The following is a 24,050-nucleotide window of genomic DNA, read 5'->3' on the forward strand; positions in this document are numbered from 1 at the left end:
TTGTGGTGAGTTACCCTTTATTACCCGATTTGGCGGTTGAAGTGAATTTGGTAGCTTATTAATTGCGTTCTATATAGCGAAAAATATTGTTAAAGAGATTTTAAACAATGAATAATGACACGCACGCATATGTGGTTCAGTTACATCGTGTAGAAACATATCAAAAAAGCCGCTCATCAGATTGATCTAATGAACGACTTTTTTTGCGTAACTGCTTAGTAGCGTGTTTGCACCTTTTCAGTGTTTCTAATTTCTTATCATTTCCTTAATTCAGCAAGTACCTCTTTCGCTAAAGCAACGATATTGGCTGCGTTAAAGCCAAAGGCTTCTACAACTTCAGTTCCTTTACCGGATGCGCCAAAACGATCAATGGCTAACATCTTTCCGTCCAGTCCGATATAGCGTTCCCAGCCAAAGCTTGCCCCCATTTCAATGCCGACGCGGGCACGTATTGCTTTGGGCAAGACTCTTTCTTTGTAAGCTTCGTTCTGCTGATCAAAAGCAGATGTGTTCGGCAAGCTTACGACAGATGCTGAAATGCCTTCGTTTTCCAAGATACTCTGTGCTTCGACAGCCAGCTTCACCTCTGAACCACTTGCGATTAACAGCAAATCTGGTACTTCTTTGGAAGCAGGCGCTAAAACATATCCGCCTTTTTTCACACCTTCCAACGCCTTTTCAGAGCTGCCTGCAAGGATCGGCAGAGCCTGACGTGTAAGGACAAGTGCTGTCGGTGTTGAAACTGATGAGATCGCCATATGCCAGGCAGCGATCACTTCATTGCCGTCTGCGGGACGGATTACATTTAAATTCGGCATCGCACGCAATCCTGCCAGTTGCTCGATCGGCTCATGGGTAGGTCCGTCTTCTCCTACGATAATGGAGTCATGGGTTAGTACGTAAATCACCGGAAGTTGCTGAATGGCCGCCAAGCGTATAGCTGCTTTTAAATAATCGGAAAATACAAAGAAAGTTCCTCCATAAATCTTTAATCCACCGTGCAGTGCTATGCCATTCATTTCAGCTGCCATCGCAAATTCACGTACACCAAACCAAATGTTACGTGCTGCTGGGGCTGATTTAGAAAAACGTTCATCTCCTGCAATTAATGTCTTATTGGAGCTCGCTAAGTCAGCTGAACCTCCAAAGAAATAAGGGACTCGCTGTGCAATCAAGTTCAAGATGTCGCTGCCGGTATCTCGTCCTGCTTTACTTGAGCTTGCTTCGTAATCAGCCAATGGTTTTTCCCAATCAACGGGCAGTGTATTGGTAAAGCTGTCATGAAACTGTTTAGCCAGTTCTGGATAACTTTCCGTATAATTCACCATTAGAGCCTGCCATTCAGCCTCGGCTTTGGCACCACGAGCTGCTACTTTTTCACGAAAAAGGGTATAAACTTCCTCTGATACGGTAAAAGCCGGTAGTTCCCATTGATAGCTCAATTTTGCCGCAGCCGTTCCTGCTTCTCCCAGAGGTGAACCATGAACTTTATGCGTACCGGCATGCGGTGAGCCATACCCGATCACAGTCTTCACTTCAATAATTGTAGGTTGTGTATGATTTTCTCGTGCCAAGTCAATCGCTGCAGTAATCTCGGTAAGATCATTACCCTCTGTAACCAGGATATGTTGCCACCCACTGGACTCAAACCGCTGTTTTATATTTTCTGAGAAAGAATGACTCAGTTCTCCATCCAGCGATATGTCATTGGAATCGTATAGCATGATTAATTTATCCAATTGCTCATGGCCGGCATGAGAGATCGCTTCATTAGCCACGCCCTCCATTAAATCACCATCTCCGCACAAACAATACGTGTAGTGATCCACAATCGGAAAGGACTCCTTATTATATAAACCTGCTAAATGCCGTTCTGCCAATGCCATGCCAACAGCCATCGCCACCCCTTGTCCCAAGGGTCCCGTCGTCGCTTCCACACCGTCGGTGTGTCCGACTTCTGGATGCCCGGGCGTTCGGGAACCTAACTGCCGGAATTTCTTCAAATCTTCAATCGTCACATCAAAACCGGATAAGTGAAGCAGACTGTAAAGGAGCATGGATCCATGGCCAGCAGACAGAACGAACCGATCCCGATTTTCCCATCGCGAATTTTTGGGATTTACAAGTAATGCCTGTGACCAAAGAGCATAAGCCATAGGTGCTGCACCTAAAGGTAATCCGGGATGCCCGGAGTTTGCTTCATCAATCGCGTCTAAAGATAATGCTCGGATGGCCATAACGGCTTGAAGGTCTTGCTGGTCAAATCTCATAAAGTTTGTCCTCTCTTCCTGATCCTCGTTTTTTATAGTGTTCATTTATATTGTTTATTGCGCACTGCTTTTCGGCTTTTTCAGGCTTACCAAAATCATAATAAGCAGCACCAAACCGATCCCGATCATCGTTATCGTTTTTCCACCCATCTGGTTTAGTGCGCTCAAGAACAGCCCCACTACACCAAAGTCGGAATCAGAGAAGGTTGCGTTGGCTAACCCGAGATCCCCTAAAACAGGTATTAATAGAATGGGCATGAAACTGATGAGCACTCCGTTCACAAATGCGCCTAAAATGGCGCCACGCACACCGCCCATGGTATTTCCAAACACTCCTGCTGCTGCTCCTGTGAAGAAGTGCGGGACAACCCCAGGTAAAATAACAATCCCGCCGGATAAAACCAGAATGAGCATGCTGACAATCCCCCCCACAAAACTGGAGAAAAAGCCTATCAGTACCGCGTTCGGAGCATAGGTATAAACAATGGGGACATCCAGCGCCGGTTTGGAATCCGGTACAATTTTCGAGGAAATCCCTTTAAATGCCGGTACAATTTCAGCCAAGACCAGACGTACACCCGACAAGATGATAAATACGCCTGCAGAAAACAACCCTGCCTGAAGTAGCGCAAATAAAATATAGTTTTTCCCGTTACTCAAGTGACTTTCGACATAAGCCGGACCTGCAAAAAGGGCTACAATGATGTAGAAGACCGCCATCGTTAACGCAATACTGACCGTACTGTCCCGCAGAAAGCCGAGTCCTTTAGGGAAATTGATTTGTTCAGTGGATACAATGTCTTTCTTGCCTTTCACTGCCATACCTACCAGCCCGCCAATAGCAAAGCCGACCGCGCCAGAATGCCCCAAAGCCACATTGTCATTGCCCGTTAATTTACGGACAAATGGCTGCACAACGGCTGGAGAAAGCGACATGAAAATACCTACAGTCAGCGCTCCAAAAAGGATAAGGGAGACGGATGTGAAACCACTCACTGATAAAATGATAGCAATCATACATGACATATATAGCGTAATATGACCTGTTAAAAAAATGTACTTAAATCGTGTAAAACGAGCAATCAGCAGGTTCACAATCATACCGAAAAACATAATCAGTGCAGTGGAGGAACCATACTTACTCACGGCAAGAGCCACAATAGCTTCATTATTTGGAACGATACCGCTTACATGAAACGCTGCTTTAAACATATCGCCAAAAGGTGCAAGAGCTTGCTGCAAAACACCTGCGCCTGCGCTGATGACAAGAAATCCTACAAACGTTTTGGTCGTTCCCTTCAGGATATCCGAGAGATTTTTCCGCTGAGCCAGCAACCCTACCAAGGCAATCAACGCAACTAGCACAGACGGCTCACTCAAAACGTTAATGAGTATATTCAAAGCTTTATTCATATGGGCCAATTCTCCTTACAATAGATTTTTATCTTGTAAGACTGCTGTTAGTTTTGTGCGTAATTCCTCGAGATCGATAATGTTTTCCAGAACGACCACATCACCCAGGCTCGCTCCGCCTTCAGCAATGTCTCTGGCAAGAAAAAACACATCTGCGCTCCCAGGCGTAGCGGAGCCCAGATCGGAATGATCTACTTCCACACCCTCTACACCCATCTCATTCAATAGCTGCTTAATATTCATTTCCACCATAAAGCTTGTTCCCAGACCAGAACCACAAACTGTTAAAATTTTCATTTTTTATCGTCTCCTTTTTTTTGCATCATGGCTATAATTTCGTCCGCTGTTGTAGCTTCTTTCAAACGGTTTAACGAATCGTCGTTGACCAGAAACGAAGTCAATTCCGTCAGCGCCTTTAAGTGCAACTTATTGTCAATCGCCGCTAGGCAAATAAACATATCAATCGCATGCTCCGGCTGATCAAGCAGCAACACCGGTTTTTTCACTCGCAACAGCGACATCCCCAATTTCTGCACACCTTGTTCCGGCCTTGCATGTGGGATAGCAATTCCTTTGCCGACATGAATAAAAGCACCGATTTCCAAAACTCTGTTAATCATTGCCTGTGTGTAGTCAGGCGTAATATAGTTCTGTTCCTCTAATGGTTTGGCTGCTAGTTGAATCGCTTCCTTCCAATCCAGGGGAGCATCCGTGAATCGAATTTTATCTACAGTTAAAAGCTCGGACAACATAGGGGAATGACTCCTTTCAATTGAACGCATCTGTCGTAAATGATTTGTTAAATCTGTATAAAGTGCTTTTTCGCTTTTAATCGTGGCATGTTTCCGTATGGTAGCCATTAATTCATCTATGGGCACCGCAGAAGGTACAGGCAGATCAAAATCAGCAGCAACAGCTTGTTGCAAATAATCTTCTTCTAATGCGGTTAATAATGGGCGAGTCAAGTAAACAGGTTTGGATGATTCCAAATAAATAGTAGAAAAAATCATGTCATAGCTATCCGGAGATATCTGTTTTAATTCCGCAACCGAATGTGATTCCGTAAAATGCACGCCCGGAAATAGCTGACACAATTGCGTCCGTAACATCATGGAGGAACTGATCCCGTTTGGACATACAATTGTAGCCCGGTATACTTTAGGTTCAGGTTCTAATCTGCGGACATGCCCTCCGAACAAAATGGTAAAGTATCCAACCTCTTCATCCGAGATCCACTCCCCTGTAAAATCAGACAATGGCTTCAACGCTTGCTTGACCAGTTTGAACAGGGCGTCATGTTCTGCTTTGATAGTGTCAATTAAAGGATTAGATAAAGGCACTTCACACATAATCCTAAAGTAAGCCGGTACCAAATGCTTGTACAAGATCGATTGCAAAATAGGTTTTTCTTTAAAGGGTACTAGGGTCAGGCGTTCTACTTCCCTGATAATTTCGTCAGATACATAACTCAGCTCTTCACTGGGATAAATATGGGGCACGCCCTGCGTAGCTGACAATAATTGAATCGTTAGATATACGATCTCCATCTCATGCACTTCATTAAACAAATAAGCGGATAATTTCTTGCCCATCAGAAAGAGTGGTTGTTGTTGTATTAACTCTGTTTGCTTAACGGGCAAAAACAGTGCATTACGCCCATAGCGGAATTGCAGAAACAACAGCTCATAAATAAGTTGATCCAGCCTGTTGCCCACAAAGACGACCTGATACTCATGAGCCATATCGGTTAATTGCTGCTTGATCGTTGTACTCGTATCTTCATATTTCCAACTATCCATCACCTGCTTGATACCCGGGCGTCCCATCGGCAGCTGTAATAGTGTCCCAATACATACCGATGCAAATCGCCGCTTGTGACGCTCTTCTCCCTCCAATTTAAAACCGTCCGTTCGGTTATAATCTAATTTGACACCTTCTCCCTGACAAAGCGCACGTAGCTTTTTGACATCTGCCAAGGCCGTATTCCTGCTTACCTGGAGCAAAGACTGATAATGAACGATCGAAATCGGCTCCCGCCGGATATACGTGTATAAATAAATCAAATACAGTCGTTCATTCTCTTGAAAAACCAGTTGCTTGCGACCAAGTGACAATTCCTCATTTTTCCAGTATTTCTTAACTCTTTCGTCAATCTTAAACCCCATTTCAATTACTTCAATCTTCGGTAAATCCAACTCAATTAGTCCGTCATTTAATTTATTCAGCGTATATTCAAACTGTCGAGGCGATAAATTCAATTGAAGTCTCAACTCCGGAATTGACAACTTCGGATAGTTAACCATCTGAGTTAGCAATTGCAATGACTTGTGGTCAAACATCTTATGAGCCTCCTTGTGCTTATTATAAATGAAAATTATGAGCCATATCATAGCTGTTGAATCCAATCTTTGTTGTGATGTTGGCAGGTGTATTGGACTGAAATGTCATCCTTTACTTACATGCGAAAGGCAAGAGGCTCCTGTAAAATCAATAGTGTGACTTGTAGAGGGGAAGGCAATAATTCTACAAAACAGGTATGCCCTCTACAGGGTGCGCTCAAACGCAAGAAATAAATGGGGATATGGATTATACACCAAGTCATGTGCTATCTGAGCGGAATAAAACTATGGGAATATTAATTAAGAAATGAAGCTAAGTCACACGCCAAAATAAAAAAACACGCCCCAAGTGGCGTGTTTTTTATGATAACGGGATCTTTAGTTTAAAGAACCTACCCAATCAATTCCCCTAAACCCTTACTTCCAAATCTCGTCCGCAATCTCTTTAATGAAAGCAAGCTTCTTCCACTGTTGCTCTTCCGTCAAGATATTGCCCTCTTCTGTCGAAGCGAAGCCGCATTGTGGGCTAAGGCAGATGTGGTTGATGTCCACGAATTGAGTTGCTTCTTTAATACGGTTAATGACCGTCTGCTTGTCTTCCAGCTCACCCGTTTTAGAGGAAACGAGGCCCAGTACGATCTGCTGCTGGCCTTTCAGATGCTTCAGCGGTGTGAAATCGCCTGCACGGTCGGTATCGAATTCGAGGTAGTAGCCGTCGATGTTGTCGATGCCGAACAGGGTTTCAGCAACCGGCTCGTAGCCGCCAGAGGATGCCCAGGTGGAATGGTAGTTACCACGGCATACGTGGGTTGTAACGACCAAATCGGCTGGAAGATCATTCACGGTTTCCTGATTCACGCGGGCGAACAGCTTTTTGGTATCTTCCACATTCTCACCCGCATGCTGTCTGGCTTCCCAATAGTTTTTATCGCAGAGCATGCCCCATGTGCAATCATCCAGCTGCAAGCTGCGGCAGCCCTCATTATAGAATGCTTGAATTACGGATTTGTAAGCTTTGGCGATATCCGTCACCAGCTCATCCAGATTGCTGTAATAGGTATCGGTTGTTTCTTTATTTTCTCCTCGCAGCAGCTCGGCCAGGAACTGTGCTGGTGCCGGAATGGTTTGACGTGCAATCGCATCCTCACCCGCTACTTGCTTCAGGAATTTGAAATCTTCAATGAAAGGGTGACGGGAGTGACCGATTTTACCAGTCAAGCGTGCGGTTTCCGCTCTTGTTTCCACGCCTTGGAATTGGTAACCGTTCGAAAGCTCTACCTTTTCCACGCCATCCAGGCCCCACATAAAATCAAGATGCCACCAAGAGCGTCTGAATTCACCGTCTGTCACGGCTTTAAGTCCTACGGATTTTTGCTTTTCTACCAGCTTGATAATTTCGTTGTCTTCAATCTTTCTCAATTCGTCCGCAGAAATTTCGTTATTTTGAAATTGAATTCTAGCGTCTTTGATCGCTTGCGGACGCAGAAAGCTGCCGACCATATCATGTCTGAAAGGGGTCACTTTTCGTTGGGATGCATTGTCAAGGATGCTGCTCATTAGGGTTATCTCCTTTTTCGCTTCTGTAGTGAAGTTCTTGTAAGAAAGATAACATACATTTTCAGTTATAATGTAACTCCAATAAACTATAGCTAGTTATAGCCTAAAGCTATACCAAACTTTTTACTCGCCTATCGCCTCATGCAGCGCTTCTACATAGACGGAAGCCAGCTTGGAGAGCGCAGCATTTTTATGACAAATCCATCCCACATTAATAGACTCCTCACATTCCAAAGGTACGGAAATAATTTCGTTACCGTTCAGATCCGCACTGATCACCCCGGTAGAAATGGTATACCCGTTCAGGCCAATCAGCAGATTGAAAAGGGTCGCCCGGTCATGGACACGAATGCTTTTCGGATGCGACAACGTACTGAGAATTTCCTCAGAAAAGTGAAAGGAATTGTACTCCCCTTGCTCAAAGGACAGATACGGATAAGGATGAAGCTGGTCAATGGTCACGATGGACTGCCGGGATAGCGGATTTTTGGCACTGATAAAAATATGCGGCTTGGCGATAAACAGGCTGTTAAATTGCAGATTTGCATCTTTTAGCAGCTTATTAATCACCTTGGCGTTAAATTCGTTGATATACAAAATTCCAATTTCGCTGCGCAAGCTTTTGACATCCTGTATAATTTCATGGGTTTTCGTCTCCCGCAAAGCCAGCTCATACTCATCCTGTCCATATTGATTCACCAGATTCACAAATGCATTTACAGCAAAAGCATAATGCTGCGTGGACACAGCAAAATGCTGTGGTGAAGGCTTGGCATCCAGGTAGCGACTTTCCAGCAGCTCCGCCTGTTCGACGACCTGACGCGCATAACCGAGAAACTCCACACCCTCCTTGGACAAAGAAATGCCTTTATTGGTGCGGTCAAAAATCGTGATATGAATTTCTTCCTCCAGATCCCGAATCGCGTTCGACAGACTGGGCTGGGAAATAAACAACCGCTTTGCCGCCTCATTCATGGAGCCACGATTGGCAACCTCGATGACATATTTTAATTGTTGTAAGGTCAATGCATGATGTCCTTTCCGTTTGTGTTTCTTCTATTATATAATACATAATCACACTTCTGGAAAAGGGATAATTGTTGCTTAAATGAAATCAGCCTCTCCCCTAAGGTTTAAAAAATATAAACACCTCCCTAAATGGAAATCTTCCATTTAGGGAGGTGCTCTAGTTACGATACTTTAATTAACGAATTTTACCATTCGTGGCGATCAGCTTTTGATACCAATAGAAGCTTTGTTTACGAATACGGCGCAAATCTTTGAGATCAAACTCCTCACGATCCACATAGATAAACCCGTAACGCTTGCTGGAGCCCTGATGGGTGCTAACAAGATCAATCGCAGACCATGGACAAAAGCCGAATACTTCTACACCGTCTGTAATAGCCAGTTGAATCTGCTCGATATGTTTGTTGAAAAAGTCAATCCGATAAGGATCATTCACTACATCGCCTTCTTCAAGCTTGTCAAAAGCGCCCAAACCATTCTCCGTCACGATGAGAGGCAAATGGTAGCGAGAATAAATTTGACGCAGCGTGGATCTAAAACCGACCGGATCAATCTCCCATCCAAACTCCGTCGTTTGCAGATTGGGATTCACCGAGCCTCTGTATGCTCCAGGCTCACCCACAATTTCATGCTGATCTCCTGTATGTGAAAAATCATTTCCGTCATCCAAGCTTTCTCCTACGGTTTGAGAGGTGTAATAATTAAAGGCGATAAAGTCCGGATTTCCCTTCGCTAATATGTCCATATCGCCCTCTTCAATGACAGGCTCATATCCTTTTTCGACCAAATAGCTCCAGGCAATGTGATTGTATCGACCAAATACCGCCATATCCAGATAGAGCCAGTTGCGAATGGCTGCATAGTTATCAGCCGCCAGTGTATCTTCTGGCTTGGAACTGGCTGGATAGATAACCCCGATATTCGGCGCTGGTCCAATTTTCGCGTCAGGTAGCATTTCATGGCACAATACCATCGCTTTCGCCTGCGCGACTAACATATGATGGTTTTGTTGGTACAGTACCTTTTGCGGATTTTCCAGACTTGTATCTAATGTGCCAATAGAACCGGGATGGAGAATCAGCATGTTCTGCTCATTAATGGTTAACCAATGTTTCACCCTGTCTCCAAAGTTCTCAAACAATGTTTTGGCATACTGTTCGAAGGCGTCAATCGTCTCCCTCTTCGACCATCCGCCTTGTTTTTCAAGAGCATAAGGCAGATCAAAATGATACATAGTAACAATCGGTTCAATACCATATTTAATGAGTTCGTTAATTAATGAGCTGTAAAACGCGATTCCCTTCTGATTAACTTCACCTGCGCCCTGTGGATAAATACGTGTCCAGGCAATAGAGAAACGGTACGCTTTAAAGCCCATTTCAGCCATCAATGCTACGTCTTCTTTGAACATATGGTAATGATCACTGGTTACCTTAAAATCAGTGACCCCTTCGACGTGATTAGCCATGTCAATGACAGAGGGTCCTTTTCCATCTTCGTCCCATGCACCCTCTACTTGATAAGCGGAAGTTGAACCTCCCCAGAAAAAATCTTCGGGAAATGCCTTCAATTGATTATGTTTCATGATATAGTCCCTCCAGTTATAGTTAGATCCTTCTGATGTTCACAATCCATGTATGTGATGGTGACGCTTTCCTGTATCACACAACCAAAGTTAACAATACTTCGTTTTTCTGAACCTGCTCCTGATTTGTCTCGAATACGTCCACTTTATTTTTAGTAAGTGTGACGATGACAGGCGTCACGATTTCGTATCCTGCTTCTATGATCTGTTCCCTATCAAATTGGATTAACAAATCGCCCTGTTTCACGCTGTCGCCCTCTTTAACCACTGGATTAAAATGCTTCCCTTTCAGCGCAACGGTGTTAATTCCGATATGAATTAATATCTCTGTACCCGCATTTGAAGTCAAGCCTATCGCGTGTCCTGTGGGGAACAGCGAGGTTACAACTCCATCTATCGGCGCTACGACCTCACCGACAGACGGTTCAATGGCTAACCCTTTTCCCATGGCCTCTGTAGAAAATGCAGAATCATTCACTTGGCTCAGTGGTGTAGTCTTGCCTGTGATCGGGCTGTATATCGTTTCTTTCTTGATGTCGACGGCCACGGGTTCTTCTGTTTTCACGGATTCATCCATTTCCGGGGCCTCCCCCTTAACCTTGCTTTCATACCCAAAAATAAGGGTTAGTACCGTTGCCGCCGCGAACGAGCATGCAATGGCGATAACATAAATTAAGGTTGGCGTATATACTGGAATAGCAAAAATATTGTGAAAAACATAAGCCGTCATTTTTACCCCAAAATGTCCATTTATGGCTCCGCCTAGAGCGCCTGCGATAATGACAATCGGAATGACACGTTTAAAACGAAGCACCAGACCATACACAATCGGCTCTGTCACACCAGCCAGCAATCCTGTAATACTCGTGGAACCGGCAAGAGTTCTAAGTGTTTTATCTTTTCTCGCCTTCAGGAAGATACCAAATGCGACACCAATTTGAGCAAATACAGCTGCTGCAGCCATCGCCTCAATCGGATCACCTCCAACACCGATATTTTGAATCGTGATGGGTGTAAAACCCCAGTGAAGTCCGAAGACGACCATAAAGGTCATAAAACCGCCAAGAACAATCCCTGACAAAATGCCACTTACACCGATTAACCATGTCACACCTGAAGAAATCCAATCTCCTACCCCTGTACCGAAAGGTCCGAAAGCCATCGCAGATAGCGGAACCATAATCATTAATGCCAGCATCGGAACTAAAAAAAGCTGTAGATCCTTAAGAAGGATCTTCTTCAAAAACTTATCCACCAACGCATATATGCTAATGGATATGAAAATCGGGAAAACACTGGCCGAGTAGTTCATCATGACCACCGGTATTCCTAAAAACGATACATCAGAGCCTTTGTCCATCAGCCCCGTAAAGTTAGGTTCCATGAGGGCCGCACCGATGACACCGGCTACATAAGGATTCGCCTTCAGCTTTATACCAAGCGTGATCCCAAGCAAAATCGGTAAGAAGTAAAACACAGCATTCCCCGCAGCGGACAGGATCAGATAGGTATCACTTGTCGCAGACATCCACCCCAGCAAGGTCAAAACCGTCAGGAGTGCTTTTATCATCCCCGAGCCCGCCATCGCCGGAATCAGCGGGGAGAAACTGCCGGAAATAACTTCAAAGATTGTAGATATGACCGATGTCTTCTTTCCGCTTGATTCACCAGCCGCAGGAGAGTCCGATCCAAAATCCCTGTTTTTCATGATCTCCGTATATACATAGGCAACGTGGCTCCCGATAACCACTTGAAACTGCCCTCCGCTTTCGACAACAGTAATGATGCCCTCATGCTTCTCTAGCGTTTCTCTTTCGGCTTTTCTTGAATCTTTCAGGTCAAATCTGAGCCGTGTAGCACAATGGACAAGCCCATTGATATTTTCTTCTCCTCCAACGAGACGTACGATGTCCTCGCCCATTTTCTTATGGTCCATGTTCATTCTCCTTCTGGGCAGATTGTCTGAAAACAAAAAAATACCTAAACGAAAGGCCTGTGTAATCAAAGAAAATGATCACTGCCATTCATTTAGGTATCGCCTGCTTAACCAGTAACAATCCTTATATTTAAGTTGTGAGCCTACTATAAATCACTTAGAAATCGTTTGCAAGCTTTTTTTCTAAGAAGTAACCATATCGTTTCTGGAGGTTACACGCTGTATATGAATCGTCAAGTACACTTTTTCGTCAATCGACATAGCACTTTCATGCTTTAATTCCAAATATTGATTGATTAATTGGGTGCATTGAAAAGCCTTCGTGTATTTATCTTTGACTTGGTCATACAAGAAATTATCCCCTGAAGCTAGTTGTGCTTGTTCATTGCTCAGCAATCGTTGGGCAAAGTACTGCAAATGAGTAATAAACCGGGAATAATTGAACGAAGTTTCATCCAGTGTAATCTGATAGTAATCGGTTACAATGTTGAAAATGTCATCAATGACCTCGGTAATCTCAACCGTTTGTTTCATTCCTTGACCGTCTTGTCTTGCATTTACAAAATGCATAGCAATAAAGCTTGCTTCATGCTCATCCATTTGGATGCCAAATTGAGCATGGATGATGTCCAATGCATTCATTCCGATCATAAATTCTTTTTTGTAAAATTTTTTAATTTGCCATAACAGTGAATTTTTAAGTCCCACGGATTTTCTGTACCGAGAGATGGCAAATTGAATATGGTCAATCAGAGAAATATAGATATTGTCACTAAAAATATCTCCCATTTCCTTTTTTGCGCTGCCTACAATTTCATCCGCCACCTTTAAATACTCTACAGATGTTTCCCCAATAAGATCTATTAATTTTTGTGGAATTTTATCGGACTTTAATACAAAGGTTTTTTCTATTTTTTCCTCATCGACCCTCTGACCATTTTTCTTTTTAAAGCCCAGACCATTCCCTATGACGACAAATTCATGACCCACCTGATTTTCGACTCGAATAACATTGTTGTTAAAAATTTGCCGGATGATCATTTATCTGCTCACCTCATTGATGTAATGACAAAGTTTGTAATAACAAAAAAACCAAATAACGACTAAATCAATTAGTCATTATTTGGGTATCGCCTGCTTACCAGTAACAATCCCGAAGGTTACTTGCCCCTTCATTCAATTACTTTTACTATAACGCTTTCAAACCAGAATAACAATACAATCATGATGAAAAAACCTTTTTAGGTTCATGCTTAACTCTCTTTTCCTCCCCGAAATACGTCTTTGGCGATTTGAATAGCTGAGGCGGCTCGGGGCCATCCTACATAAAAGGCAAGCTGTGTGATTACCTCGACCAGTTCTTCTTCCGATAATCCGTTATCCTTGGCCAAATTCAGATGATAGGGAAGCTGACCCCCATGCTCACCCGCTACCAACGCGGAAATGGTTATGAGACTCCGTTCTCTGAGAGATAGCTCGCTTCTTCTCCATACATCGCCAAAAAGAACGTTCTCCGTATAGTTCACAAAAGCGGGCGCAAAATCCCCAACCTTTTCCCGTACACTCGATGTGATTAATTTATGCTTCATTTTTTCAACACTTCCCTTCGTTCCTGATGTACGGTTATGCAGATCGTATGCAGATGTGCAGTTTCCAGCTATAAAATCATCTGGGCAAGCCCGTTGCCAAAGGACCAATCCTCTAATTCCGTTTCCACCAGTGTTACAAATACATCCTCCGGCCTGATCTTGCATTCGGTGGATAAGAGTTCGGCTACCCTTTGGTAGAAGCTCTTTTTTTGTTCCGTACTTCTGCCTGATCCGAGCGTAATTTGGATATAGAGCAGCTTGTCTGTTCTCGGTACCTGTAAATAATCCGGACTGTAATAAAACTCGCTCTGCTTATGAGCATGAAAAACCTGAAAATAATCTTTTGCCGGCACCTGAAAATGTTCGATCAAAGCGTCCATGATACAGCGGCTAATCCCAGGTAGCTCCTTCTCTGTGTATTGATCCTCCATGTAACCTACTCGTACAAATGGCATGTTCATCTCTCCTGTCCGTCTGGATAAGATGATTTTACCTCATCCTTTTTCATCTGTATAATTGAAAATAATCATAAATATATTCATTTTTACCGATGGAGATGAGTGTTCATGGATCTGAAAGAGCTAACCACGTTTCGTACCATTATTGAAGAAGGAACCTTCTCAAAGGCTGCCGCCAAATTAAACTACGCACAGTCTACAGTAACCAGCCAAGTTCAGAGACTGGAGAAGGAGCTGGGATTTCAGCTTTTTAAAAGAGGATGGGATGCGGAATTAACCGCTGCGGGTAAATGTTATGCAGAAGAGGTAGATGGACTTATTCAGCATTGGAATTATGTATTGGATCAGGCTAATTCTCTGAAAAAAGAGGAAATCGGCACCCTGCATATCGGGGTAATTGAAACGGTAGCGGCTACCGTGCTGCCCGAGGTTCTGCGTCAGTTTCGGGAGCATAAGCCGAATATGACGTGCCATTTTACAGTAGGAAACACGGATGCACTCGCAAATGCTTTGATGGATGGTAAGCTGGATTTTGCAATCTCTGGGGAACCTCACTCAATTCCTTCCCTGCACTTTGAACCTGTGTATCACGAACAGATTGCTTTTATCGTATCCCGTGATCATCCCTTTGCGGCCAAAAGCGAGCTTCATCTAGAAGACCTGTACGAATACCCGCTGATCGTTGGAGGGAAGAACTGCCTGTATCATATTCGGCTGGAAAAAGAGCTTTCGCGCTTTCCGTCGATGCCGTTTTTTTATATTGTCAGTCAAATCTCATCCATACCATCATTTGTAAAAGCAATTCCTTCGGTCGGAGTAATTCTATCGTCGTTACCTGTGTCGGAAGAGTTCATCACGATTCCACTACAGTTAACAGACCCGGCTATTCCCGTTGGACTATTACACAGCAGCCAGCACCAGCAATACATGTCTTCGGCGCGAAAGCTGCTGATGCAACTAGTTAAGGAGCTTTATATGCGATAGCTCCAATGCAAAAACTACTAATAAGCTATATGCGCAAGCCAACTTAGCATAAAGAAAAAGCCGCCAAACACTCAGAAATCTGGTGTTTAGCGGCTTTACTATTATGAAAACCAGAGGGAGTGTGTCCCTCTTCTTATTTCTTTATTTTGTGATGCCAGTTATTTCGCTTCGAGCGGTTTTTTCCACAGTCCCAGAATGAACGCGGAAATCACAGAGCCAATCGCCACTGCAAGCAAGAACAGCAAAGCATGATTGGCAAGAGCTGCTACAAAAATGCCGCCATGTGGAGCTGGGAGATTGATTTGCCAAAACTGCGTCAGACCACCAGCAATCGCTGAGCCTACAATACAAGAGGTTAGGACACGCAGAGGGTCAGCAGCTGCGAATGGAATTGCTCCTTCCGTAATGAAGGACAACCCGAGTACATAGTTCGTCAAGCCAGACTTGCGCTCTTGCTCAGTAAATTTATTTTTGAAGAACGTTGAAGCTAATGCGATCGCCAGCGGAGGTACCATACCGCCCGCCATAACAGCAGCCATCATAGCTCCGTTCGTGTTACCGCTGGAAGTAAAGACACCGATCGAAAATGCGTATGCCGCTTTGTTGAAAGGTCCACCCATGTCAATCGACATCATTCCACCCAGGATCAGACCCAGAATAACCGCATTACCTGTTCCTAAATTGTTCAGAACATTGACAAGCCACGTATTAATACCACCGAAAATCGGATCAAACAGGTAGAACATAATCGCGCCTGTAATTAGTAGTCCAAATACCGGGTATAACAAGATTGGCTTTAAGCCATCCAGCGTTTTCGGCAGACCTGCAAAAGCTTTACGCAGGAAGATAACCACATAACCAGCCAGGAAACCTGCTGCCAGACCGCCAAGGAAACCTGCATTGGAGTTTACAGCCATCAGACCACCAACCATACCTGGCATTAGTGCCGGGCGGTCTCCAATACTCATCGCGATAAATCCGGCCAGTATCGGAATCAGGAAGTGGAACGCACCTGTTCCGCCGCCAATCGTTTGTAACAGTTGGAAGAATACATTATCTTCTCCCGCTACCTGTTCAATCAAGAAGGAAATTGCTAGCAAAATCCCCCCGCCTACAACAAATGGCAGCATATGAGAAATACCATTCATTAAATCCTTATAAATTTTACTACCGACGCTGCCCTTCTCCGCTTTCGACTCTTCTGCGCTGCCATTACCTTCACTACGATAAATTGGCGCATCGCCGTTCAGCGCTTTGCGGATCAGTTCTTCGGATTTACGGATACCGTCACTTACCGGTCTTTGCAATACAGGCTTGCCGTCAAAGCGGGCCATTTCAACCTTCTTGTCGGCTGCGACGATTACACCTTTGGCACGACGAATTTCATCCGGGGTCAGTACGTTTTGCGCACCTTCCGAGCCGTTCGTTTCTACCCGGATATTTACACCCATCTCTTTCGCTTTCTTAATGAGAGCGTCTTCAGCCATAAACGTGTGCGCGATACCCGTAGGGCAAGCGGTAACCGCAACCACAAACTCGTCAGAATCCGGGTTGCCAACGATAACATCTGGCGTTTGCTGTGCCTTGGCAACTTCTTTCTTCGCCTCTTTTGCTTGCTTGGCTGCTTCTACTTCGGCCTGCTTGGTATCAAACAGCTCAGATACTTCATCCGGTGTTTGCGTATTCATAAGCTTACCGATGAAATCGGTATCAATTAATAACCGGGAAAGTGCCGCCAGTGTGCGAAGATGCGTATTTGCTGCTCCCTCTGGAGCTGCGATCATGAAAAATACGTTCGCTGGCTCTCCATCCAACGATTCGAAATCTACACCTTTACTGCTTTTTGCAAAAACGACAGTCGCTTCATTCACAGCTTTGGTCTTGGCATGCGGCATTGCAATGCCGCCGCCGATTCCGGTGCTGGATTCTGCTTCGCGTTTGTAAATCATTTCCTTGAACAATGCCCGGTCATTAATGCGCCCGCTGGCTTCAAGACTGGCGATGAGTTCCTCAATCGCTCCGTCTTTTGTCGTTGCCTGCAAGTCCATGATCATCGTTTCTTTAATCATCAGGTCTGTTATTCTCATTTTTCACACTCTCCTAAGTTCGATCAGCGTGTCGACACACGCATAATAAGCTCATGATGTAGCTGGATTACCATTTTGAAATCGTGACTTGCGGCCGTAATTGTTCAATTTTCTCTCTTGTAGCCAGATCATCGGAGAACGCAGTTGCGCTTCCGGATGCCACACCCGCACGGAATGCTTCGATCGGATCGCCATGAAGGGCCAGCGTACCCACAAATCCAGCAATCATGGAATCACCTGCGCCTACAGAATTTTTAACCGTTCCTGCCGGTACATTAGCGTGGTACACTTCATTTGCCGTAATGAGCAAAGCGCCTTCTCCTGCCATGGAAATCAGTACATTCTTAGCCCCTGCCTCCAGTAGCTTACGGCCGTAAGTGACAATCCCCTCCTTGGAGTTAATAGTAACGCCAAACAACTCAGCCAGCTCATGGTGATTCGGCTTGACGAGCAGCGGCTTATGAACCAGTGCCTTCATCAGCGCTTCACCTGTGGTGTCGATGACAAATTCAGCCCCGGTCTGCTGGCATACGCTAATCAACCGATCATAGAAGTCTCCCCCTAGTGACGGCGGGATGCTTCCAGACAAGACGACAATGTCATTTTTCTGGAGACTCGACAGCTTTTGCACTAGCCCATCTGCCTCTTGCTCATGTATAGCAGGTCCCAAGCCGTTGATTTCCGTCTCATCGCCATGCTTGAGCTTAATGTTGATCCGTGTATCATCTTCGATGATTACAAAATTAGTTTTAATGGATTCTTCCCGCAATGTATCGTTGATAAACCTGCCTGTGAATCCTCCGAGAAAACCAATCGCCGTGCTGTCTGCTCCCAACTGATTCAACACGCGCGATACATTAATCCCCTTGCCGCCCGGCAGTTTCAAATCACGTTTCATCCGGTTCAAATCACCTAGCTTCAAGTCGTCAACTTCCACGATATAATCAATGGAAGGGTTCAGCGTTACTGTATATATCATCGTTATCCCTCGATTATCTTAGTTTTCTGAGCAATGGATCGGCGTGATCGTTCAGGCACCGATTCTGTAATAAGGATAGCTTCCTTCAGTTCGAACAACTTGGCAAAGGTAACTTCACCAATCTTGCTGGAATCGGCCAACACATACGTTTTGCCTGATAGCTGATGGGCACGCCGTTTAATCAGCGCTTCTTCGGGATCAGGAGTCGTATACCCCATTTCCACATCTACCCCGTTCGTTCCTAAAAAGCACTTGTCGAACCGAAAATTGTCCATATTCTGCAGAGCAATACTCCCGATTACGGCCTTGGTATGAATTTTCATCATCCCTCCCAGTAGATAGCTTCTGATTCGTTTGCTTACCAGTGCTTCTACGTGGGATAGGCCATTTGTCACGACCGTCACGTCTTTAGCTTCAATGTAAGGAATCATCGCCATCGTTGTTGTTCCCGCATCCAGATAAATACATTCGCCATCCAAAATTTCTTTGGCGGCCATACGGGCGACTGCGTTTTTCTGTTGAACGTTTTTGAATGCTTTTTCTTCCATGCCAGGTTCCTGACTTTTCTGATTCAGCAAGGAAGCCCCGCCATGAATCCGCTTTAGCAACTGACGGGCTTCAAGATCGATTAAATCACGCCGAATCGTTGATTCAGAAGCGCCCAACAGATCGACCAATTCCTGCAACTTTACAACACCGCGTTCTTGTAAGCGCTGTATTATTAACTTGTATCTTTCTTCCGTCAGCATCTTCATTCCCCCAACTTGTTCATATCGTACCATAAACCTCACAAAAAACAATCATTTTTCTTCAAAAAGATTCAAAAAACTTCATTCCAACTTCATTTTTTTACAAAATGGTGAATTCCTGCTCCAATCATCATGATTACGTTTACATTTTAAAGAAAATTCATCTACTTTTATGTAAATTCATTCTTCTTACATAGGAATTCAGCAGTAAACGTTCAAAAACGTTCTGATGCTTCCATCAGCATCATTTTACCACAACAAAAAAGCTAAACACTCGGGTTGTCCCCCTGTGCTTAGCAGATTTTCGCCAATTAACCATTTACGATTCCGATCACGAAACCATCATAGCCTTTGCTCCCTACCGTCTGAATGGCTGTAGCTGTAATCCTCGTTTCTTCAGCCAGCAAGTCGTAGAACTTCCTTACCCCCTGTACACGAGGGTCCGTACTGAAGGCTTGAATGACTTCTCCTTCCCGGATGACGTTATCGCCAATAATCACCGTGCCAGGATGCGAAAAACGGAGTGCCCAAGCTAGATACGATGGATTATTCGGTTTATCTGCATCAATAAAGATAAGATCAAAGGGGGCAACGTGTTCTTCCTCCATCTGTGCTAACTGTTTCAACGCGTCTCCCTCACGAAGTTCGACCATTCCATCCAATTGGGCCAATGCTATGTTGGACCGGGCTGTTTCAGCATGAAGCGGATTGGCTTCCAGCGTAACAATTTTTCCGTCCTTCGGCAACGCCCTTCCCAGCCAGATTGTACTATATCCTCCCAAAGTACCGATCTCCAGCACGCGTTGTGCACCTTGCATTTGAGCAAAGATATTTAACAGTTTTCCCTGATTGGGTGATACATCATACGGAGGCAATCCCGCTTTTTGATTAGCAGCCAATACCTGTTCCAGAACAGCATCATGCGGAATGAGACGATCCGAAATATACTGGTCTACTTGATCCCATGTGTTCGTTTGATTCATTTGCTCCACTCTCCTTTGGATTAACTTACATTTTGATTGTAAATGAATTATTATTATAAAAATAATCACACCTGTTGATTAACCACTAAATGGTAGAAAAAGAGCCGTCAACTCGGTAAAATGTTTGTACCCCTACAAACTTAACCGAAAGGTGACGACTCCATGAAAAAGTCTATCACGATCCCATTCATCCTTCAATCTATTCTGACACCGGAAGAAGTGCAAAGCGTTGCCAAGGAAACAGACTATGAAGACAAAGCCCGTAAATTCACGGTAACCCACTTACTTCGATACTGGTGTGTAGCTGCCTTAGAACAATGGGACAGTTATCGTTCCGGTGTGGATCTTGCCGTTCGCAGTGGCTTACCTAAGGTTCATTATTCGTGTTTTTCCACCAAAGCGGCCGAAGTCCCCTTTGCTATATTTAAGGAGCTTTTTCATCGGGTCATTCACAAGTGTAGCCGAGAAACACGCCGAAAACTTACGTTTCCCAAAGAATTACTCCTCATCGATTCGACCACCATGACGGTGGGAAAAACACGACTACCCTGGGCTCCTTATCACGGGGAGCGTGCAGGTATTAAACTTCATGTCGCTTTACAAGCCCAAAATGGGCAACCCCTTCAGGTGGTCGAAACGCTGGGTTCCAAGCATGATGGCCCCATGAGTGAAGCGTTGGCTCAACCGGACTACATTTTGGTGATGGACCGTGCTTATGGGAAACTGGAGCGTCTGGATGACTTCAAAATCCAAGGACAATCCTTTGTCATTCGGCTTCGTGACAATGTCCATTTGGAAAAACCTCATGCACTATCCCGTCTCAAGCCATCGGATTCAACTATCCTTCGAGATATGACTTGCCAGCTAGGAACATCGCAGTGTCGTTCCAAGCAACGTCATCGTGTCGTCATATTTCGAGATTTTGAAGGTCGGGAAATTCGGGTGGTAACAGATTTAATGCAGGTCACGGCAGAACAAATCGCACAGATGTATAAAGCTCGGTGGCAGATCGAAGTCTTTTTCCGTTGGATCAAGCAACATTTGAATATTCCAACGTTATTTGGCACGACGGAAAATGCGGTCTATGGGCAACTATTCTGCGCTCTCATTGTCTATGTCCTGCTCAAATGGCTATTTGATGCTGCTCAAACAACGTGGCCCAAACATGCCATTCTTTCCTTTGCCCGATTTTCTCGTCTTTTTCTTCTGCAAAAACTACCAGTGGAATGGCTGATCCAGATTCAGCATGTTCTTCTTAAGCGTGTCTCTGCTTCTATAAATCAAATTACTTATTCTGGTTAATCAACAGACGTGAAAAATAATATATGTTTTTGCTCTATTTATAATCTGAATGTATGAATGATCGAAAAGGAGAGTTCTACAATGAACCTGCATGCGTTCCGTTTATTCCATGTGGTCGCCTCCACCGGAAGTGTGACACGAGCCTCTGAACTATTAAATATCAGCCAACCTGCTATTACCGCTCAAATTAAAAAATTTGAAAAAGAAATATCCCTCACACTGCTCATGCCGCTGGGAAGAGGAATTGCCTTGACCGATGCTGGTGAAAAGCTTGCTTTACTCGCTAAACGGCTCTTTGCCGTTGAACAGCAAATCGAACAATTCTCACAGGATTATCGTGATGGAACCCATGGGCATATCCGGCTGGCTGCTACTTATTTACCGGCTCATTTTCTAATTCCGACCTGGATTGCGAAGTTCAAGCAACAATATGAACACGTTGAAATGACGATTAACACAACCAATTCCAATGATGCATTGAAGCAGCTATTAAATATAGAAGTGGACTTTGCCGTCTATGGGGGACTACCGGAACAACACCCGGATACGATTGAGACAGAAGAATTGTTTCGTGATGAGCTATGGTTTGTCGTCGCACCGGATCACCGATACGCTAATCAGCAGGTCACTTTATTAGAGATGATGCATGAACCCTTTGTTATGCGTGAAAAGGGAAGCTCGACACGGGAGCGATTGTTTTCCTTATGTCGAACCTACAATGCTCCAGCTCCCCAGATCACCCTGAACTTCACGGGATTGCATGAGGCCATTACCGCAGTTATTGCCGGATACGGTGCGAACTTTGTGTCTTCGTTGGTCGTGCGCGAATATGTAGAACGCGGCGAGCTGTGCCGGGTATACGTCGAAGACATCCAGCTTCATAATTCAATCGCCATCTGTACCCGCAAAAATGAACCTCTATCTGCCGCTGCCCTGAACCTCATTCAGCTTATTCGCAGCAGCTCTTGCCGCCCCACCTTCATTTCGATGGTATCTACCAATGAGAAAAATTCAACAAATCCAATATCATAATCATTTTCAGGTACATTCACACGAAGCTGGTCACCCGTCAGGAAGGTCTCAAGGTCCTTAGGGAGCTTGTAGCTTTTTAAGGCATGTCGTTTATTTTCCAGGCTATGAAATTCCGGAGGCTCCACAGACTTTAAATACTCTGCCGTCTCCGTGTTTTTATTAGATATGGCAATCGTATATGCTCGTTCTCCGTCTTTTTCCGTCAGCGTCACATCAGCGCCTTGCTCGACCAGATACTTCACCATCGCAAAATTATTATCTCGGGCCGCTACGGTTAAAGGCGTGGCTTGATAAGGATATACCATATTAGGAGCATTGAAATTAATATCTACACCATGCTCCAACAGAAAAGCTACCGTTTTTGAGTCATGCTCACTAACCGCATTTCGCAGCGTTGCTCCACCATGCTGCTTGATATCCAGGCCAAGCTCATGAATAAGCGGGATATTCTTTTTATTACCGTAGTAAGCTTGTTCATAAACACCTGATTTCACATGATTTTTCCCGTTCAGCTTGGCACCATGGGCAACCACATAGCGCACGACCTCTTCTGTACCATAGCGAACAGCCGTCAGGAATGCCGGATTGCCTTTCACATTGAGTTGAACCCCCTGTTCCACCAGCAGCTTCAACACATCCAACTGCCCGGAGATAAGCGTAATATCCAATGGACTAACGTGGTATATTTGCTGAGTACGATGCCTTGTTCAATATCCCAGCCTTCGGTCAGCGCTTGACGTAAAGCAGATATATTGCCTTCAACGATATGCATTACAATCTCGGGAAGAATGTCAAAATTACCGATATCTTTTAATTTGACCATCATCAAGCCTTCTTTCTGTATGTATCTCGTAGCTATATCTCTATTTTATACCATCCCCTCTTTAACATAAAATCGCCCGATTCTCCAAGCGTCATACCCTTCTACTTTATAAACAAGTGAGCATTAGGAGGCCAAAGCTCGTCGTTTTGCCATCGAGTCGACTCGACCACAAGGTGTTTGGGCCAAGCATATTCCGGAATTAAAAGAACACCCGGAGCTGGCACTTCCACTTTTGGAAGTAGTCCAATCCGATCCTGCCAAATATGTTCAGGACTCTGTGGGCAATTGGCTGAATGATGCCAGTAAAACCAATCCCGAATGGGTGCTTCAAGTGTGTGCTGCGTGGCTGGAGACTTCGGATACGAAGGAAACCAAACGAATTGTCACCCGGGCCCAAAGAAGCTTGATAAAAAAGCAGTAATTAGAGACTCTTCCCCATCCAGATGATAGACATAAACTAAACTATGAGATATATCTGGAATATTAGGAATGGAGGAATTCCTATGTCTATTATTTGAATACGTCTGGAAGCAGACAGTATAGTGAGCGGAAATATTAATGTCACAACGAATATTAATTTCACTCCTGTTGTTAATCGTTATACAGCTACCGTAGTGCTGGGCAACATCGTGGGAGGAGTAACCACCATTCCGGCACAAAGCTTCACGAATGATAGCGGCGCTTCAGTTGCTGCCAACGGACTTACGGTTCCGACAAGCAGCGGCTACTACAATATATTCGTAGGTGGCACTTTGCAGCGAGGCGGATTAACGACGCTTACCGCTGCTAATTTAATTATAAATACAGGCTTGATTGTTGGTGCAACGGTAGTCCTGGAGGTGATTAATTTCAACACTAGCGCCTCCTCAACCTCTGTCAACAACGTCACAGTGACGACTACCATAAGTGACTGAGCTGACTCATCATAAAATAAC

Annotated in this window: 19 protein-coding genes and 2 pseudogenes; 5 read left to right on the forward strand and 16 right to left on the reverse strand. The window is 44.5% G+C overall.

What is annotated here, in order from left to right; translation table 11 throughout:
- Window positions 1-257 precede the first annotated feature (257 nt).
- The 11 genes from tkt to E0698_RS21015 form a co-directional block, all read right to left on the reverse strand.
- Window positions 258-2,270, reverse strand: coding sequence for a transketolase (gene tkt, locus E0698_RS20965; protein WP_192512842.1), 2,013 nt, complete (start codon window positions 2,268-2,270; stop codon window positions 258-260).
- A gap of 54 nt (window positions 2,271-2,324) precedes the next feature.
- The gene (locus E0698_RS20970) at window positions 2,325-3,683 is read right to left on the reverse strand and encodes a PTS ascorbate transporter subunit IIC (protein WP_192512808.1); all 1,359 of its coding nucleotides are present in this window, start codon (window positions 3,681-3,683) and stop codon (window positions 2,325-2,327) included.
- Between the two features lie 15 nt (window positions 3,684-3,698).
- Window positions 3,699-3,980 carry a PTS sugar transporter subunit IIB gene (locus tag E0698_RS20975; protein WP_044647107.1) on the reverse strand — a complete coding sequence of 94 codons (282 nt, stop codon included), beginning with the start codon at window positions 3,978-3,980 and terminating at the stop codon, window positions 3,699-3,701.
- On the reverse strand, window positions 3,977-6,022 hold the full coding sequence (locus tag E0698_RS20980) for a BglG family transcription antiterminator (protein ID WP_192512809.1): 2,046 nt from the start codon (window positions 6,020-6,022) through the stop codon (window positions 3,977-3,979). The genes E0698_RS20975 and E0698_RS20980 overlap by 4 nt, the downstream gene beginning before the upstream one ends.
- 417 nt (window positions 6,023-6,439) lie before the next feature.
- Window positions 6,440-7,579 carry a 5-methyltetrahydropteroyltriglutamate--homocysteine S-methyltransferase gene (locus E0698_RS20985; protein WP_192512810.1) on the reverse strand — a complete coding sequence of 380 codons (1,140 nt, stop codon included), beginning with the start codon at window positions 7,577-7,579 and terminating at the stop codon, window positions 6,440-6,442.
- A gap of 123 nt (window positions 7,580-7,702) precedes the next feature.
- Entirely contained in the window at window positions 7,703-8,605 is a 903-nt protein-coding gene (locus E0698_RS20990; RefSeq protein WP_192512811.1) for a LysR family transcriptional regulator, read from the reverse strand.
- A gap of 178 nt (window positions 8,606-8,783) precedes the next feature.
- Window positions 8,784-10,193 carry a glycoside hydrolase family 1 protein gene (locus E0698_RS20995; RefSeq protein ID WP_192512812.1) on the reverse strand — a complete coding sequence of 470 codons (1,410 nt, stop codon included), beginning with the start codon at window positions 10,191-10,193 and terminating at the stop codon, window positions 8,784-8,786.
- 76 nt (window positions 10,194-10,269) lie between these two features.
- Entirely contained in the window at window positions 10,270-12,129 is a 1,860-nt protein-coding gene (locus tag E0698_RS21000) for a beta-glucoside-specific PTS transporter subunit IIABC (RefSeq protein ID WP_192512813.1), read from the reverse strand.
- A 183-nt stretch (window positions 12,130-12,312) separates the two neighbouring features.
- A complete protein-coding gene (licT, locus tag E0698_RS21005; protein WP_192512814.1) occupies window positions 12,313-13,170 on the reverse strand; it encodes a BglG family transcription antiterminator LicT in 858 nt (285 codons plus the stop codon).
- 212 nt (window positions 13,171-13,382) lie between these two features.
- A complete protein-coding gene (locus E0698_RS21010; protein ID WP_192512815.1) occupies window positions 13,383-13,718 on the reverse strand; it encodes a carboxymuconolactone decarboxylase family protein in 336 nt (111 codons plus the stop codon).
- Between the two features lie 68 nt (window positions 13,719-13,786).
- Window positions 13,787-14,173, reverse strand: coding sequence for a tautomerase family protein (locus E0698_RS21015; RefSeq protein ID WP_134910385.1), 387 nt, complete (start codon window positions 14,171-14,173; stop codon window positions 13,787-13,789).
- 111 nt (window positions 14,174-14,284) lie between these two features.
- On the opposite strand from E0698_RS21015, the gene E0698_RS21020 reads away from it, so the two are divergent.
- A complete protein-coding gene (locus E0698_RS21020; protein WP_192512816.1) occupies window positions 14,285-15,160 on the forward strand; it encodes a LysR family transcriptional regulator in 876 nt (291 codons plus the stop codon).
- Between the two features lie 158 nt (window positions 15,161-15,318).
- Here E0698_RS21020 and E0698_RS21025 read toward each other — a convergent pair whose 3' ends face one another.
- From E0698_RS21025 to E0698_RS21040, 4 genes are all read right to left on the reverse strand, one after another.
- Window positions 15,319-17,247: a PTS fructose transporter subunit IIABC gene (locus tag E0698_RS21025; RefSeq protein ID WP_192512817.1), complete on the reverse strand. Its 1,929-nt coding sequence runs from the start codon at window positions 17,245-17,247 to the stop codon at window positions 15,319-15,321.
- A gap of 67 nt (window positions 17,248-17,314) precedes the next feature.
- Window positions 17,315-18,226 (reverse strand): 1-phosphofructokinase, encoded by a 912-nt coding sequence (pfkB, locus tag E0698_RS21030; RefSeq protein WP_192512818.1) that lies wholly within the window; start codon window positions 18,224-18,226, stop codon window positions 17,315-17,317.
- Between the two features lie 2 nt (window positions 18,227-18,228).
- On the reverse strand, window positions 18,229-18,975 hold the full coding sequence (locus tag E0698_RS21035) for a DeoR/GlpR family DNA-binding transcription regulator (protein WP_044647095.1): 747 nt from the start codon (window positions 18,973-18,975) through the stop codon (window positions 18,229-18,231).
- Between the two features lie 311 nt (window positions 18,976-19,286).
- Entirely contained in the window at window positions 19,287-19,958 is a 672-nt protein-coding gene (locus E0698_RS21040) for an O-methyltransferase (protein WP_192512819.1), read from the reverse strand.
- A gap of 162 nt (window positions 19,959-20,120) precedes the next feature.
- Here E0698_RS21040 and E0698_RS21045 point away from each other — a divergent pair, with 162 nt between their 5' ends.
- Both E0698_RS21045 and E0698_RS21050 read left to right on the forward strand, forming a co-directional pair.
- Window positions 20,121-21,260, forward strand: coding sequence for an IS4 family transposase (locus E0698_RS21045; protein ID WP_192512820.1), 1,140 nt, complete (start codon window positions 20,121-20,123; stop codon window positions 21,258-21,260).
- An 81-nt stretch (window positions 21,261-21,341) separates the two neighbouring features.
- The gene (locus E0698_RS21050; RefSeq protein WP_238354089.1) at window positions 21,342-22,292 is read left to right on the forward strand and encodes a LysR family transcriptional regulator; all 951 of its coding nucleotides are present in this window, start codon (window positions 21,342-21,344) and stop codon (window positions 22,290-22,292) included.
- Here the strand turns inward: E0698_RS21050 and E0698_RS21055 are convergent.
- A pseudogene (locus tag E0698_RS21055) lies at window positions 22,205-23,115 on the reverse strand (ankyrin repeat domain-containing protein). The gene E0698_RS21050 and the pseudogene E0698_RS21055 sit on opposite strands and share 88 nt — an antisense overlap.
- 127 nt (window positions 23,116-23,242) lie before the next feature.
- On the opposite strand from E0698_RS21055, the pseudogene E0698_RS21060 reads away from it, so the two are divergent.
- A pseudogene (locus E0698_RS21060) lies at window positions 23,243-23,536 on the forward strand (DNA alkylation repair protein); the annotation flags it as partial.
- Between the two features lie 121 nt (window positions 23,537-23,657).
- The gene (locus E0698_RS21065) at window positions 23,658-24,029 is read left to right on the forward strand and encodes a DUF4183 domain-containing protein (RefSeq protein WP_223264173.1); all 372 of its coding nucleotides are present in this window, start codon (window positions 23,658-23,660) and stop codon (window positions 24,027-24,029) included.
- Window positions 24,030-24,050: the final 21 nt, after the last annotated feature.

Origin of the sequence: Paenibacillus sp. 23TSA30-6, assembly GCF_014858585.1 — a bacterium.
In the GTDB taxonomy this organism is placed as follows: domain Bacteria; phylum Bacillota; class Bacilli; order Paenibacillales; family Paenibacillaceae; genus Paenibacillus.